Annotated in this window: 16 protein-coding genes and 1 pseudogene; 4 read left to right on the top strand and 13 right to left on the bottom strand. The window is 40.3% G+C overall.

What is annotated here, in order from left to right; genetic code table 11:
* Positions 1 to 57: 57 nt before the first annotated feature.
* The 5 genes from coaA to ACIQYG_RS13680 form a co-directional block, all read right to left on the bottom strand.
* Positions 58 to 978 (bottom strand): type I pantothenate kinase, encoded by a 921-nt coding sequence (coaA, locus tag ACIQYG_RS13700; protein ID WP_402838809.1) that lies wholly within the window; start codon positions 976 to 978, stop codon positions 58 to 60.
* 96 nt (positions 979 to 1,074) lie between these two features.
* Positions 1,075 to 1,368: an RNA polymerase alpha subunit C-terminal domain-containing protein gene (locus ACIQYG_RS13695; protein WP_402838808.1), complete on the bottom strand. Its 294-nt coding sequence runs from the start codon at positions 1,366 to 1,368 to the stop codon at positions 1,075 to 1,077.
* A gap of 771 nt (positions 1,369 to 2,139) precedes the next feature.
* Positions 2,140 to 3,537 carry an amino acid permease gene (locus ACIQYG_RS13690; protein WP_402838806.1) on the bottom strand — a complete coding sequence of 466 codons (1,398 nt, stop codon included), beginning with the start codon at positions 3,535 to 3,537 and terminating at the stop codon, positions 2,140 to 2,142.
* A 319-nt stretch (positions 3,538 to 3,856) separates the two neighbouring features.
* Positions 3,857 to 4,816, bottom strand: a complete 960-nt coding sequence (locus ACIQYG_RS13685) for an L-threonine 3-dehydrogenase (protein WP_402838803.1) — start codon at positions 4,814 to 4,816, stop codon at positions 3,857 to 3,859.
* 45 nt (positions 4,817 to 4,861) lie between these two features.
* Complete coding sequence (locus ACIQYG_RS13680; protein WP_402838802.1) at positions 4,862 to 6,052, bottom strand: glycine C-acetyltransferase; 1,191 nt, start codon at positions 6,050 to 6,052, stop codon at positions 4,862 to 4,864.
* A gap of 372 nt (positions 6,053 to 6,424) precedes the next feature.
* On the opposite strand from ACIQYG_RS13680, the gene ACIQYG_RS13675 reads away from it, so the two are divergent.
* Positions 6,425 to 6,556, top strand: coding sequence for a hypothetical protein (locus ACIQYG_RS13675; RefSeq protein ID WP_402838800.1), 132 nt, complete (start codon positions 6,425 to 6,427; stop codon positions 6,554 to 6,556).
* A gap of 527 nt (positions 6,557 to 7,083) precedes the next feature.
* On the opposite strand, the gene ACIQYG_RS13670 is transcribed toward ACIQYG_RS13675, so the two are convergent.
* Positions 7,084 to 7,473: an SDR family NAD(P)-dependent oxidoreductase gene (locus tag ACIQYG_RS13670; protein ID WP_402838799.1), complete on the bottom strand. Its 390-nt coding sequence runs from the start codon at positions 7,471 to 7,473 to the stop codon at positions 7,084 to 7,086.
* Positions 7,474 to 7,484: 11 nt separating this feature from the next.
* Between ACIQYG_RS13670 and ACIQYG_RS13665 the strand changes: the two are divergent.
* A pseudogene (locus tag ACIQYG_RS13665) lies at positions 7,485 to 7,718 on the top strand (3-hydroxyacyl-CoA dehydrogenase family protein); the annotation flags it as partial.
* 169 nt (positions 7,719 to 7,887) lie between these two features.
* Here ACIQYG_RS13665 and ACIQYG_RS13660 read toward each other — a convergent pair.
* The 5 genes from ACIQYG_RS13660 to ACIQYG_RS13640 form a co-directional block, all read right to left on the bottom strand.
* Entirely contained in the window at positions 7,888 to 8,409 is a 522-nt protein-coding gene (locus ACIQYG_RS13660) for a YehS family protein (protein WP_402838797.1), read from the bottom strand.
* A gap of 117 nt (positions 8,410 to 8,526) precedes the next feature.
* Positions 8,527 to 9,912 carry a 23S rRNA (uracil(1939)-C(5))-methyltransferase RlmD gene (gene rlmD / locus ACIQYG_RS13655; RefSeq protein ID WP_402838795.1) on the bottom strand — a complete coding sequence of 462 codons (1,386 nt, stop codon included), beginning with the start codon at positions 9,910 to 9,912 and terminating at the stop codon, positions 8,527 to 8,529.
* Positions 9,909 to 10,793, bottom strand: coding sequence for a DNA-3-methyladenine glycosylase family protein (locus ACIQYG_RS13650; RefSeq protein ID WP_402838794.1), 885 nt, complete (start codon positions 10,791 to 10,793; stop codon positions 9,909 to 9,911). The genes rlmD and ACIQYG_RS13650 overlap by 4 nt, the downstream gene beginning before the upstream one ends.
* Positions 10,794 to 10,915: 122 nt before the next feature.
* Entirely contained in the window at positions 10,916 to 11,701 is a 786-nt protein-coding gene (pdaA, locus tag ACIQYG_RS13645) for a delta-lactam-biosynthetic de-N-acetylase (protein WP_402838793.1), read from the bottom strand.
* Positions 11,702 to 11,870: 169 nt separating this feature from the next.
* Positions 11,871 to 12,056, bottom strand: a complete 186-nt coding sequence (locus tag ACIQYG_RS13640) for a hypothetical protein (protein ID WP_402838792.1) — start codon at positions 12,054 to 12,056, stop codon at positions 11,871 to 11,873.
* 111 nt (positions 12,057 to 12,167) lie between these two features.
* Here ACIQYG_RS13640 and ACIQYG_RS13635 point away from each other — a divergent pair, with 111 nt between their 5' ends.
* Positions 12,168 to 12,305, top strand: a complete 138-nt coding sequence (locus ACIQYG_RS13635) for a hypothetical protein (protein WP_402838791.1) — start codon at positions 12,168 to 12,170, stop codon at positions 12,303 to 12,305.
* Positions 12,306 to 12,354: 49 nt separating this feature from the next.
* On the opposite strand, the gene ACIQYG_RS13630 is transcribed toward ACIQYG_RS13635, so the two are convergent.
* Together ACIQYG_RS13630 and ACIQYG_RS13625 are read right to left on the bottom strand one after the other, a co-directional pair.
* Entirely contained in the window at positions 12,355 to 13,923 is a 1,569-nt protein-coding gene (locus ACIQYG_RS13630) for a fumarate hydratase (RefSeq protein ID WP_402838790.1), read from the bottom strand.
* 291 nt (positions 13,924 to 14,214) lie between these two features.
* Positions 14,215 to 14,400: an SE1561 family protein gene (locus tag ACIQYG_RS13625; protein WP_034305661.1), complete on the bottom strand. Its 186-nt coding sequence runs from the start codon at positions 14,398 to 14,400 to the stop codon at positions 14,215 to 14,217.
* 156 nt (positions 14,401 to 14,556) lie between these two features.
* Between ACIQYG_RS13625 and yfkAB the strand changes: the two genes are divergently transcribed.
* Positions 14,557 to 15,678: a radical SAM/CxCxxxxC motif protein YfkAB gene (yfkAB, locus tag ACIQYG_RS13620; protein WP_402838932.1), complete on the top strand. Its 1,122-nt coding sequence runs from the start codon at positions 14,557 to 14,559 to the stop codon at positions 15,676 to 15,678.
* Positions 15,679 to 15,710: the final 32 nt, after the last annotated feature.

The following is a 15,710-nucleotide window of genomic DNA, read 5'->3' as shown; positions in this document are numbered from 1 at the left end:
TTATAAATGAAATTCCTTGCTTTATTGCTATTACAAAAAAACATTATTTCTAATTTATTATTTTCGCAAAAAGATATTTTCAACTTTGTGTTCTGATCCTTTTTTCAAGACGAGTTTCGCCCTTCCTTTTGTCGGCAGTATATTTTCATGTAAATTTTTCAGATTAATTTCTTCCCAAATTTGAGTCGCTTGTTTAATGGACTGTTCTTTAGACAAATCAATATAACGATGAAAATAGGATTCGGGACTTTGAAATGCGGTTTTCTGAAGTAAAAGGAACCTTTCAACATACCATCGTTCTATGTCGTTTATGTCTGCATCTACATAGATTGAGAAATCAAAAAAGTCACTGACGAATACTTGATTTTCCTTGTCAACTTGAAGTACATTAACACCTTCCACTATTAAAATATCCGGATTACAGATAGTCTGCACTTCATTTGGCAAAATGTCATACTTCAAATGTGAGTAGATTGGAACTTCCACTTTATTTTTTCCCGCTTTTACATCTCCGATAAGGTTGATTAATTTTTGAGTATCATAACTTTCAGGAAACCCTTTTCTTTTCATCAGTCCTTTTTCTTCTAAACGATGATTTGGATACAAAAAACCGTCGGTAGTGACAAGACCTACGTTTCTGTGATTATCCCATCTGGATAATAAAGTCTTAAGTAACCTTGCAGTCGTACTCTTTCCTACAGCAACACTCCCTGCAATCCCAATGATATAAGGTACTTTTTTAGCATCAGTTTTTAGAAATGAAGAAGCGGCTGTGTTAAGCTGCTGAGATGCTTCAACATGTAAATTGATCAAACGAGTCAAGGGCAAATAAACCTCTTCTACTTCCTGAATGGATATTTCTTCATTTATTCCTTTTAAGTTATCCAATTCTTCTTCAGTTAAAGGAAGTGGGGTATGGTTTCGCAAAGATGCCCACTTTTTTCGATTGAATTCAAAATAGGGAGTATAGGAACTCATGATTTTTCGTTACCTCACTTTTTAGAGTTACTATCAGTTTAACAAGGATGATGTCCATAAAAAAGATGTTCCTGATCCCTTATTCACGTAAAGTGATTAATCTTTGAATGATAACCCACCTGTCTCCAAAGCTTCCCTAAGTTTAGGTAAAGAAGCTGGTCCCATACCGTGAAATTTCAAAATCTCTTTTTCACTATATGTTGATAGCTGTTGTAAAGAGGTTACCCCATTGTTTTCCAATGCACGTCTGGCAGGTGCCGAGAGCACTGAAAGAAATCCTGTATCAGGTTTTCGTTCCTGCTCACATACAGGACAGGTCGGACAGTCGCTGGATTTGTAGTATTTGTGTCCCTTTTCGCAAGTCCTCAAATTCTTCTTTGAAGTTGTCATTGTCAACTTCTCCTTTTCTATGATATTTAGCATTCTATATTAACTTTGGCGGAAACGTATCCTGATGTCATTAACTAGACTGCCCAGATCGTTTTCCATTCATCATAGATCATAAAAAATTGATATTTGTCAGATAAGCGTGTGCCTGTAAATTGGATCTTCTCCCTTTTAATGATTATTGAATTTTCATCAGATCCATTACATATGGTGAGATAGCCATCGTTCAAGTGAAGCCCAAGGACATATAAATAAAAATAATCCGGTGCGTTTGTTTCACATCTTTCAACAATCTCAATCCCAACCAGCTGTTTACAAGTAGCTGAATTCAGTAACTTGTTCTTTTCCCATTTAAGTCTTAAATCCGTCCCATACCAACAAAGGTCTTGGGTAACAAGGATTTTGTCAAAGGTAACAGCGTATTCATCAGCTTTGTTTGCAAATAATTCTAATTGGCGATTTCCAAAATGGATAACGCCGGGACAATCATTAAACCATTCTTCTTCGTTTTGTTTCCAGGCCCCCCATATTTCTGGAAGTTTTCACTAATCAGTTATTTAAGTGCATTTCTGTGGTCTTTGATGATATTGGATGGATTCGTATACATTTTAGGATTGTCATTTTTAAGTCCGACATCGTTAGTTCACCCTTCACAATGAAGCAATCAATTTAATCCATTTTATCATCTCTTATTAAAACTAATCTGCCCTTTTAATTTCATTGGAAAAGGGCTGCCGCAGCAACCCTTTGCATAACCTCATAGTGAATGATGGATTAACCCACTTTATCTTCCTTCTGAGCCTCTGTCTGAGCATTGGCTTGTACTCGCTTGTCTATTCCAAAAGCGAAATAACTAATTGCAACGATAGCCAGAAAACCTATTCCAACCATAAGAGATATACGTGTGTCATCATTAAACCACATACCGATTAATACCATGAGCAAGAAAGCGATGGTCAGGTAGTTTGTAACAGGTGCAAACGGCATCTTGAATGGATGATTGTGCATTTCTGCTTTTTTGACTTTCCTGAATTTAATTTGACTGATCAGAATGACAAACCATGGAATCATTCCAGGAAGTACACTCGCACTGTATACATGCACAAATAAATTTTCTGGTGCAATATAACTTAAAACAACCCCAATTGCTAAACCGACTATCACTCCAAACGTACCGAATAAAGGGACACCGCTATTAGATACTTTTGCAAAGAATTTTGGCGCTTGTCCATTCATCCCTAATGTGTAAAGCATTCGTCCTGCACTGTAAATTCCACTATTGCAGCCAGACATTGCAGCCGTGATTACGACAAAATTAATGATTCCAGCTGCTGCCGTGATACCAACCTTCGCAAAGGTCGCAACAAATGGACTGCCGATCGAACTTAATTGATCCCAAGGGTAAACGGTTACAATAATGAAGATCGCACCGATATAGAAGATTAAAATACGCCAAATGGTACTTTGAATCGCTTTGGTTATCGTTTCTTGCGGATCTTTTGCTTCACCAGCCGTAATCCCAATTAATTCTACACCTTGATAAGCGGCAACCACCAGTGAGAGAGCAAAGAAGAAGCCCTTCCAGCCACCTGTAAATAAACCGCCATGTTCCCAAAGATTCGATAACCCTAAGGCTTCCCCTCCGTTACCGATTCCAAAGAAAATTAGTCCAAAACCTGCAACGATCATTAAAATAATCGTTACGATTTTAATCAGTGCAAACCAAAATTCAATTTCCCCAAATGATTTAACGGAAATTAAGTTCGCTGCTCCAAGAATCACCATTGCAATTAAACCTGGAATCCAAGCAGGGAGATCAGGGTACCAATACTGCATGTACGTCCCCACTGCAATAATTTCTGCCATCCCGACGATAACCCACTGGAACCAGTTACTCCAAGCTGTCATATATCCTGCCAATGGATGAATGTATTTATAACCAAATGTTGCAAATGAACCTGTACTTGGCTCTAAATACAACATTTCCCCCATTGCGCGCATGATCAAGAATATAAATAAACCAGAGATCGCATAAGCTAACATTACAGACGGACCTGTCCATTGAATCGTGCTGGCTGAACCCATAAATAAACCGACACCAATCGTTCCGCCCAAAGCGATCATCTGAATATGACGACCTTTCAGGTCCCTATTCAAATCTTTGTTTGCCATTCCATTTCCCCCTACACTACTAATAGTCGAAATTTAATGCAAGATGCTTAATACACTCCCTATTTAATATAGAAATGATATAGCAGGCACTTTATTTTAAAGCCGCCCCTTAAAATCATTCTTCACTTTTAAGCATTCCTGACAGTCAGAAAGATTACTATCAAATTTCATGTTATTTCTTGATTCTGTTCAAGGTTTCATAGAAAGCGCTTACTTTTTATCGCTTATAAAAGCTCACCCCTTAAACGTAAAAATTCCCCTGTATAAAATAACTCGAATAAAAGAGTTTTGCAACTCTTTTATTCGGCTTGCAGGTTTATTATGCTGTTACTAAAAGGGACTTTAATCTCAGCTTCAACAACATATCATTGGTCATTTTCTCCAAATCATATTCCGCCTTGAATCCCCACTCTTCCTTTGCACAAGTTGAATCAATTGTATTTGGCCAACTGTCTGCAATGGACTGTCTTACAGGATCGACTTCATAATTCATGACAAATTCCGGAATATGCTTTTTAATTTCGGCTGCAATTTGCTCAGGATCAAAGCTCATGGCAGAAACATTGAAAGAATTCCGATGTTTCAATTTTGAAGCATCTGCCTCCATTAATTTAATGATGGCTGCTAAAGCATCCGGCATATACATCATATCCATATACGTTCCCTTATCAATGTAAGAAGTATATCGCTTGTTTTTAATCGCTTCATAGTAAATTTCAACTGCATAGTCGGTAGTTCCACCGCCAGGAGGTGTGACATATGAAATCAGTCCCGGGAATCGAAGCCCCCTCGTATCAACCCCAAATTTATGATGATAATAATCACATAATAACTCTCCGGATACTTTATTCACGCCGTACATCGTATTCGGCCTTTGAATGATGTCTTGCGGTGTCCAATCTTTAGGAGTGGTTGGACCAAACGCACCAATGGAACTAGGAGTGAATAATTGGCATTCGAGTTCTCGTGCCGATTCCAAAGCATTGACCAATCCGCCCATGTTTAAATGCCAAGCTAAAAGCGGCTTCTTTTCAGCTGTTGCTGACAATAAAGCGGCTAGATGTATAATTGTATCCACTTCATGTTTTTTTGCCATGTTATACATCGCTTTTTCATCCGTAACATCCAAAATTTCGAATGGACCTGATTGAGCAACATCGCTGTCCGTTTTTCGAATATCTGTCGCAATGATATTGTCAGCTCCATAAACCTCTCTCATTTTCAGCGTCAGTTCTGAACCAATTTGACCTAAAGCCCCCGTTACCAAGACCTTTTTCATCAAAAATCCCTCCCCAAGTTTTAAACTCTGAAACAAGCAATCTACTTATATGATCGACATCTCTTTTCCTACTTTTTCATAAATGGCAATTGCACGATCCAGCATCTCTTTTGTATGAGCAGCAGTAGGCATATTCCTCACTCTTCCTGTTCCTTTTGGAACGGTAGGGAATACGATGGATTTAGCATACACACCTTCTTCATTCAGTCTCTTGCTGAATTGCTGCGTTTTTGTTTCATCACCCACAATGCAAGGTGTAATCGGTGTTTCGCTCTCACCGATATCAAACCCTAATTCTTTTAGGCCCTGTTTCAAGTAATCGCTGTTTTCCCAAAGCTTATTTTGAAGTTCTGAGCTATTCATCAAAATATCGATGGCTTCTATGCTAGCTGCAACTGCTCCCGGTGTGGCAGCCGTTGAAAATAAAAATGGGCGGCTTCTCACTTTTAACCAATCAATCAAATCTTTCTTTCCTGCTACATAGCCTCCAACAACACCAATGGCTTTGGATAATGTCCCAATTTGGAAATCCACTTTATCCGATAACCCAAAATGTTTTACCGTTCCTGCACCGTTACCTAATACACCCGAACCATGCGCATCATCAACATACGTGATTAAATCGAACTCTTCGGCAATCTTCACGATTTCAGGAAGCTTGGCAATATCGCCATCCATCGAGAACACTCCGTCGGTAATAATCATGATTTTGTTATACAATCCGGACTCCTTTGCTTGACGGGCTTTTGTCCGTAAATCGTCCATGTCGGAATGGATAAAGGGAATAATTTTCGCCTTGGACAATCGGCATCCATCAATGATTGAAGCATGATTCAGTTCATCTGAAAGAATGGCATCGTGTTTATCCATCACTCCTGAAATCGCTGCCATATTACAGTTAAATCCAGACTGATAAGCAATTGCTGCTTCCGTATGTTTAAACTCAGCAAGCTTTTCTTCTAATTTGACATGAATATCTAACGTTCCGTTGATCGTACGAACGGCACCGGCACCGACACCATATGTTTTCGTCGCTTCTATGCAAGCCTCTATTAATCGTCTATCTGTCGCTAAACCTAAATAATTATTGGATGATAAATTAATTAGCTCCCTGCCTGCAATGGTAATTACCGGACCATTAGGACCTTCCACTGGATCAATAACGTTGTAAAGTCCCTTTTCTTTTAAATCTTCCAAATTTTCTTTCAAGAATTCATTTAATATTTCACTTGACATTTAATATACCCCCTCATTGATGGTTGGAATAAATGCAGGATCTTTATATGTTTTACCCCTATTTCAGAAATATTGTATTTTTTCCCTTTTTTCTAAAAATACATGTGTCCTCTCCAAAAATACATTAAGAAGTACCACAAACCCCTTTATACTAAGAGTTATAACAATCATAATAATAGATAATTTCAACGTTGTCCATATTGTGCGGACAAAAAAAATTGATTTTTTGTAGTTTTACAATTAACATCCGCCTAAAATGCGCTTATATCAATGGAAATACGAAGAGAATTTCATCAATTTTCCAAGCTAACCGATGTTTATCTACTGGTTTTTTGGAGACCTTAACCATTAACCTAATTAAGGAGGGGTATAGTGAAAACGGAAGATGAAAAAACATCAGAAGGCCTAAATGAAATTTTTGAGGTTATCAATGCCAAAGGTGACATTGGGGAATTAAAAGAAATCGTCCAAAAACCTGATGAACAAACAAATGAAGACAAGTAAAACAAGGGGATCATCCTCTTTCCTTTTGTTGACAAAAGGAAGTTCAGAATGGTTCATTCCTAATCATGAATCTTTTTTTGGGGGCTTAATTTCCCCTCCAGCAATCTCTTTCCGCGGGCGGTCTTTGCGCCTGTGGGGTCTTTTTCTTGGACACTCTTTTCTAAGCAGGAGACTCGAACACCTGCACCAATCAACTGGATTGTTTTTTTAAGAAAAAACTGCAGGAAAACCGATTTTTTCAAATTTGTCGATAATCTGAAAGGGGAATAATCATCCTCTTTTTTGTCTGTTATACATTGTACTAATGGACGCTTAAGTCCATTACAACAATAAAAAAAGAGCTGCTGATCAGCTCGGATATTGAATTAAATCTCACGTACAAAAAAGTCATGCAAAAGAATAGGAGAAAGGGAATAAGAATAAGGATTTACCCTATTTCTTTTCCTTCGTCCAGAATTCATGCACAACTTACAAATTATCCCCCTGCACTTCTCCTAGGACAGTAGTGCCCAGCTGCTCAGGCTAAATCAGGTTTCCATGTCCCACCGTTCCTCTTCGGTCTCCTTCATCCGTTTTTCCGTTTTCTCGGGATGGACAGTACTGAATTTATGGTGGTGAGCCGGAATGATTTCGATCATCTTCTCTATCATGTCTTCCGGATCGAATTGGTTCTTTAATCCCTTTTCTTGCTTTTTCATACCCTCTGCTCTTGTAAACTTCTTTTCTTCATCGAACCATTCCCATTTTTCCTCAGCTGCCCTGTCGTTAAAACCGGTATTGTAGGCACCCGGATTGATGGTCGCAACCTGCACCCCATACTCCTTCAGCTCATCTTTCAAGGTTAAAGCCATTCCCTCGATGGCATGTTTGGTTGCTGCATACGGACCGCTGTATGGTGTCGTTATGATCCCAGCCATTGAACTTAAGAACAGGAGCACCTCTTGGACCTTTCGCCATTTTAGATGTGGTAGGAATCAATACCGCTTATAATATTTCACTTGCAAAAGCGAAAGCGACAGGTGATCCAGAAGTTGAAAAGTTGGCTAACTTATTGAAAACAGAGTATATCGATAAAGGGAAAATCGGAAGAGAAGCAGGAGAAGGCTTCTATAAATATCCCAACCCCAATTTCGCAAAACCAGACTTTTTAAGAGGCCAATGAACTCGTATTTAATGTGCAGAGGGTGCCTTAAGGGGTGCCTTCTGTTATTAAATTCATTCTCACTTCCTAGTGTCTTCGAATAGAAAAAGACCCTGAAATCGGAAAAGTACTTTTCACGAAATCAAGGTCTAAATATCATGATGTTCAAGATAAAAACAGTACTGAACCCTTATCCCCTATATTTCAAAGCTAATCCTTTTAAGAAATTCCTGGCGTATCGATCCCCGCACTCTTTATAATTCCTATGACCCACTTTTCTTAATATAGCGCTTAATTCCCCTTTGGTTATCATGACTCCTGCATCTTCCAAGATATCAATCATATCCTCACTGGTTAATGTCAATGCTATTTTCAGTTTCTTCAAAAGGATATTATTCACACTTTCCTTATTCTTTACAGCAGGTGCCTGACTTTGGGGCTGACCAGGTTTTGGCTCTTGTCTCCCTCGTTTAAAAATGATCAAACCATTTAAGAAGGACTCTAGCATCATGTTATTGCAGTTTATCCCATCTTCAGCTTCATCCATATCATCATCATATTCATCATAATAATCATCTTTTGGTTTTGTGAGCATCTGCATGACTTCTTCTCTTGTCACTTCAATCTCCCCGAGTTTAAATATCTCAACCATATCTTTATTTTTAATATCCAGCGCATATCTTAATCGAATTAATATATCATGATTATGCATCCAAAACCCTCCTATGTATTTCTCGATTTTCACAGTACTTTCATTATTTCACAAATGGATGGAAATAAACGCAGATTAAAATCCGAGAACCTTTTACAGATTCCCGGATCACTCTGCTTATTCTTTAATCAGCTTCAACGAGGTTACTACTTCCACATGGCTCGTCTGCGGGAACATATCCACTGGCTGCATGGCCTCCACGCGATAAGAAGATCCCAGTTCTTGTAAGTCCTTCGCCAATGTGGACGGGTTGCATGATACGTACACTATGGTTTTCGGTTTAACTTTCAAGATTGTCTGCAGTAAAGATTGATCACAGCCGGATCTTGGCGGGTCGACGACCAGTACATCCGGTTTCCAGCCTTCTTTGGTCCAGCGTGGAAGGATATTCTCTGCTTTGCCTGTTTCATAGTATACATTGTTGCGTTTATGCTTTTTGGCATTTTTCTTGGCGTCCTCAATGGATTCTTTAATGACGTCCATTCCTCTGACTTCCTTGGCATTTTCAGACAGCCACAGCCCAATGGTTCCAACACCGCAATAAGCGTCAACCACTTTTTCCGTGCCGGTTAAGGCTGCTGCTTTTTTCACTTCATCATATAAGCGAACAGTTTGGACAGGGTTAAGCTGGAAGAATGTACGGGCTGATAGTTCATATGATAGGTCACCCAATGTTTCGTTGATGACTTTTTCGCCTGCCAGGTGAATCGTTTTTTCGCCAAAGATCAGTGATGTGTCCCGGTTGTTGATGTTTTGTACAACCGATTTCACTTCAGGCAATTGGTCACGAATTTGTTTTAGCAACTGATCTTTTTGTGGAATTTCCTCCGCTCCTGTAACAAGGACAACCTGCACCTCACCTGTTTCAAACCCTACACGTGTAATGACCGTCCGGATAACACCTTTTCTTTTTCTTTCGTTATAAATCGAGATGTTCAGGTTCTTTAGTATCTTTTTCACTGTACGTGTTACCTTATTTGTTGCTTTATGCTGTACGAGGCAATTCGGGATATCGATCAGTGTATGGGAATTCAAGCCGTAAAGGCCAGCAATCAACTTGCCATCTTTTTGGCCGACTTGGTACTGACTTTTATTGCGGTAATTCCAAGGATCTTCCATGCCGATCGTTTCTTTTACATTTAATGAAGAAACTGGGAATTTCGAATGACGTTCCATCGCTTGAATGACGATATCTCGTTTTTCAATAAGTTGCTGGGAATAGCTTAAATGCTGCAACTGACATCCGCCGCATTCAGCGTAAACCGGACATGGCGCTGCAATGCGATGCGGTGATTCTTTACGGATGGTTTTTATTTTCGCCTCGGTGAAGTTTGGCTGAACCTTTGTAACCAAAGCTACAATTTCTTCACCTGGCAATGCTCCTGGGACGAAGACGACTTTCTTTTTGAAATAACCGACTCCCTCTCCGTTTATGCCAAGTCGTTTAATCGTAAGGGGAAGGGTTTGATTCACTTCTAGTTTTGTATCTTGAATGTTTGTCATTTCTTTTCACTCCGTTTTTCAATGCTTCTCCACAAATAGAGGGAAGCGTAGCTTAGATATGGAGCCCATTTCACACTATAGGACTCCATTTCTTCTTGGGTTGGCTTATGCGGTAAGCCATATAATATTTTCAAGGCATTTTGAATGCCAATGTCGGCTTTAGGAAATAGGTTCGGCCGGCCAAGTCCAAAAAGCAGGAAGTTTTCAGCCGTCCATCTCCCGATACCGCGTATTTTTATTAGTGTATCCATAACCTCTTGATCGGATAGCTTATCCATTATATCAAGGTTGAGATGGCCCTGAATGATCTGCTCGGAAAGTCCGATGACGTATTCCGCTTTCCGGCCACTGAATTGAATGGCTCTTAATTGCTCGATTTGAAGTTGGGCGGTTGTTTCCGGTGTCGGATAAAACCAGGCACCTTCCATCTGAAAGCCGAAAGTTTTAACGAATCGTTCCGTGAGCGTATGGGCAAAAGATAAATTCAATTGCTGATGTATGATGCATTTGACGAGGCAACTGTAGTAATCAAAGTCCAAGACTATGGCAGTACCGCGGTGCTCTTCGAAGATTTCCCGCAAATCGGATTCCCGGAAGTGCCGGGAAACGCCTTCTAATGGCTGATGCCAATGAAAAACCTTTTTTAACCGTTCGATTGCTTTTGACTTGTACACCTCTGATTGACCTTTGATGATAAAAGATGGTTCATCGATATTTCCTATTGCCTGAACCTGCAAAACGATTGGTTCTTTTTCTATATATAGCGGAACTTTTACCGTCCTGTTAGTGAAATCAACTACCTGAAGTGGGTCTAACGATAATCGTTCGAGAACAAGATCGAAATTATAGGGTCCTTGAACCTGTAATTTTTCTGTCCACACAAGCGATCCATCCTTTAGCAGTTTTCCACGTATTATAGCATGTTTCCTGAAATATTACTTGAAATTGAGAAGAATGGATAAAAGCGGGACCTGAATTATCACTACAGGACCCGCTTCTCATTTTAATAAAGCATTCGGTTCGGCAACTGTTTCGCAATCATTAATTCATCAAGGCTACCAAAGGTGTACCCCTGTTTTTCAAGATCCGTCAGAATCGAGTCCAATGCTTCCGCATTATCCTTTGATACGGTATGCAATAATAAAATCGCGCCGGGATGAATCTGCTTAAGCACTTCATCATGTGCGAACGCGGCACCCTTTTGTTGATCTACAATCCAGTCTCTATATGCCAGTGACCAAAAGATGTGGTAATACCCTTCTTTTTTTGCGATCCTCATTGTTCTCTCATTAAATACTCCACGAGGCGGCCTTAAGTAGTTCATTCCCTTTTGTCCCGTTAATTTTTCCGTTGCTTCTTTTACCCGCTCAAGCTCGGTGCGGATCACATCGTCCGTCACGCTGGTCATATCCGGATGGTTCCATGAATGGTTTCCTACGATATGCCCCTCATTAGCCATACGGACGACAAGCTCAGGTGCCGTTTTTAAGTAATGACCCGTGACAAAAAAAGTTCCAGGAGCACCATGTTTCTTCAGAACGTCCAAAATCTGGCCCGTATAGCCATTTTCATAACCGTTATCAAAGGTTAAATAAACGACTTTTTTCTTTGTATCCCCCTTATAAATCGCTTCATATTTAGGCAGCATTTCATTGAATTTTTTGCCGGCATCGGCAGGTGTCCCATTTTTACCTTTATTGAAACCCCAGTTATAGGATTCTGCAAAAGCTGGGCTAGCCAAAGAGCACATCAAGCATATAAAAGCGGATAAAATCACCATTTTTTTCATTGGAATATCCCCCATATCCTTTTTTCTTATTGTTTGGAACATGGAGATTTATATGCATGATATTGTGAAGGTGGAATTAACGGGCTATGGGTCGAATTCCTTCCGCAAAACCATAATCCCACGCAAAAAAAGGCCTTTCCCCCGAAAGGGATAGGCCTCTTTGTTTTGTTCATCCTTTAAATAACGCTTGTGCCGCCTTCCAAATAATGGAGATAGCGAAAATGAGAACGGTTACAATTCCAACTACGTCAAGGAATGTTTCAAGACCGGAGAAAATCGTGTTTGCCACAGGAAGTTGGATGAAAGCAAAACCGGTTAACATGGCTAAAAAGAATAAGATGTAGCTATTCTGCATGAAAATCCCTCCTTTCTCTTCTAATGTATGTGCGACCGTTCCAAAAGATTGTACTTTTCTGAGGTAATTTTCGCCTTTTTTTTCATATACATTTACCAAGGGGGGAATGAAATGCTGGAATGGGTTATCACTTTAGGATTTGTTGGTTGTCTTGGTTTAAGTGGTGGAGTGTTTGTTCATTTTGTGAAAAGCGGATTGAATCTAGAGGATTCGTCAAGGATCGATCCACTGCCGGAAGTCGAAGAGTAAGATATACAAAAGACGCTCAACCTTTTGGTGAGCGTCTTTTACCATACATTTATTTAAATACTGGTTCTTTGAATTGTGCCAATTTTTCCAATGAAGATTGCTGAACATCTTTATGCAGGCTGTTTCCATGTGAATCCATGGTAACCACTGCAGTGAATCCTTCAACATTCAGATGCCACATTGCTTCTGGAATACCAAATTCAGTGAAGTTCACACCTTCGACGGATTTGATGCAGTCTGCATAATATTGAGCAGCTCCGCCGATTGCATTTAGATAAACGCCGCCGTGTTCACTTAATGCTTCTAGTGTTTTTGGTCCCATTCCGCCTTTACCGATAACTGCACGGATACCGAATCGTTTCATGATATCGCCTTGGTATGGTTCTTCACGAATACTTGTTGTCGGTCCGGCAGCCTTGACATGCCATTTGCCCTCTTCATCCTTCAGCATTACTGGTCCACAGTGATAGATGATTTGTCCATCCAGGTCGATTGGTGCAGGATTTTCAGATAAGTGCTTGTGGATGGCGTCACGGCCTGTATACATTCTGCCGTTAATATGAACTACGTCACCAACTTTTAATTCACGGATTTGTTCTTCCGTGATTGGTGCTTGCAGGGTGATTTCACGGGAAGCTTCAACGTCCGATTCTGCAGCGGCTGCCACTTCATCCTTCGCCGCTTTTTCTGCTTCCCGGGCAAAGTCGATTTTCTCGCCTTCTTGATATAACCACTCACTGATTTCGCCTGTTACAGGATTGACTTTCACCCCTAAACGGCGGAACGCCCAGCAGTTATAAGCAACGGAAACGAAAAAGCTTGCCGGAATACGGTGCATGACACCGATTTTACATCCAAGCAGTGTAGTTTCGCCGCCAAAGCCCATCGTGCCGATACCCAATTCATTAGCTGTCTTCATGATGTAATCTTCAAGTTTACGAAGATCTTCATTTGGATTCACATCTTCATTACTGCGGAAAAGTTGAGCCTTAGCCAGATCATATCCGGATGAACGGTCCCCTCCGATCCCTACGCCGATGAAGCCTGCACTGCAGCCTTGTCCTTGTGCTTGATAGACAGAGTGAAGGACACATTTACGGATTCCATCCAAATCGCGACCCGCTTTTCCCAATCCTTCAAGTTCCATAGGCAGACTGTATTGGATGTTTTTATTTTCACAGCCGCCGCCTTTTAAGATGAGACGAACATCAATATAGTCTTTTTCCCATTGATCGAATTTAATGACAGGAAGACCTTCCCCAAGGTTATCCCCGCTATTTTCACCCGATAAAGAATCAACTGCGTTTGGACGAAGTTTTCCGCCTTTTGTCGCTAAAATGATTGCATTCCGAATTGCTTTTTTTATTTCAAGTTGGTTCACGCCAACTGGAGTTTTTATTTTGAAAGTCGGCAGACCAGTATCCTGACAAATCGGTGATACATTGTCGTCAGCCATTGTAATATTATTCGTGATGGTGGTCAGGCTCAATGCAGAACGAGTACCTGCATTTTCACGTTGTTTTGCACTTTTGACCGCACGACGAACATCCTTTGGAAGATTCGTTGAAGTTTCAACGATAAGACTGTACATACTTTCTTGGAATTTTTGAATATCCAAATTTCTCTTCCCCCTCTTATTTCCCCTAGATTAGATTTAATCATTTCCCTGCTTCTCTATAAATAGTGAATGATTCAACACCCGTTTTATTATACATCTAACATAATCTTTCGAAAACAAGTAATTATTTTTCTTAATGAACAGCAATTGGGAGAGAAATGAGCAAAGCGCCAGAAATAGCCCATGTGTGAAATTTCGTCACCAAACATTTCCATCAAAAAAGGATGACGCATTTTCCCGTCATCCCTTCAGAATATTAACATTGAAAAAATCATACTATCGAAACAGATATTAGTCTTCGCGGGTTTTGAATTGTTCCACTTTGCCTTCCAAATCATCTATCATGCCGATTAAACGGTCTATATCTTCCAACTCCGTATTTTCCGGTTCGATATGATCAAGAACTTCCATGAACATCGTGAGGCGTTCTTTTAAATATGTTAATTGTTCGTTTTTACCTGTAATGGATTTTCCCATGAGGCACTCTCCTTCCGTTCTTCTTTCATCGTAACGAAATCTGCTTGAAAGTGCAATGGCAAGCTATAAATGCAGCTCTCCGCCATTTGACAATTTTTGTCCCCATTGTTCATAATGGGTTAGTGCATTATTACGTAAGGAGTTTTAAATATGTCAATAATCAAGCAAGATCTTTTAACACCAATTACACCCAAGTATGACCCTTGGGAAGCATATATGGACGTTGAACAATATGGAAAACTCAGCCTTACCAATGTGGAGTTCACCACCACCACCCTTTGCAATATGCGTTGTGAGCATTGTGCCGTCGGTTACACACTCCAGCCCAAGGACCCGGATGCACTGCCTCTGGAATTACTGATCCAGCGCCTTGATGAGATCCCTTTGCTTCGCTCGCTCAGCATCACTGGCGGGGAACCGATGCTTTCAAGAAAACAAGTGAAGAATTATGTTTTGCCTCTATTGAAATATGCCCGCAGTCGCGGGGTCCGGACACAAATCAATTCCAATTTGACCCTTGACTTGGAACGGTATGAGGAAATCATTCCCTTTTTGGATGTTCTCCACATTTCCCATAACTGGGGAACGATCGATGAATTCATTGATATCGGCTTTGCCATGATGGACCGAAAACCATCCCGGGAACAGCGAAAGAAATTATTTGATAAAATGATCGAAAATTCCCGTGCCCTGACAAAAGCTGGTGTGCTGGTATCTGCAGAAACGATGCTTAATAAACGGACATTGCCTCATCTTGAGCATATTCACAGGCAGATCGTCGATGAAATGGGATGTCAAAGGCATGAAATTCATCCGATGTATCCAAGCGATTTCGCATCGGCACTTGAAACTTTATCACTGGACAAAATACGTGAAGCGATTCATCATTTACTTGATATCCGTGATGAAAATGTTTGGATGCTTTTCGGTACCCTGCCATTTTATCCATGTAATGACAGTAAAGAGGATATTAACCTGCTTCAACGCCTTTACGGTTCACATAAAGTGACTGTGCGTAATGACCCTGATGGACGTTCCCGGTTGAACATCAATATTTTCACCGGGGAAGTGATCGTGACCGACTTCGGGGATGCGCCTACATTAGGGAATATCAAAGAGCAGCCATTGACCGAATCCTATGAAACATGGATGAATTCGAAACTGGCCAATAAATTGAATTGCCACTGCCCTGCAGTCAAATGCCTAGGCCCGAATGTTCTCGTCAAAAATGCATATTACCCGAAGGAGGACTTCAGGATCAGGAAGTCAACCATATGAAGAAAAACTCGCCAATCCGGCGAGTTTTTCAA

This window comes from Peribacillus sp. NPDC096622, assembly GCF_044762665.1.
GTDB lineage: Bacteria > Bacillota > Bacilli > Bacillales > DSM-1321 > Peribacillus > Peribacillus frigoritolerans_B.
Note: the sequence above shows the minus strand (reverse complement) of the source record. Positions and strands in the feature narration are given on the sequence as shown.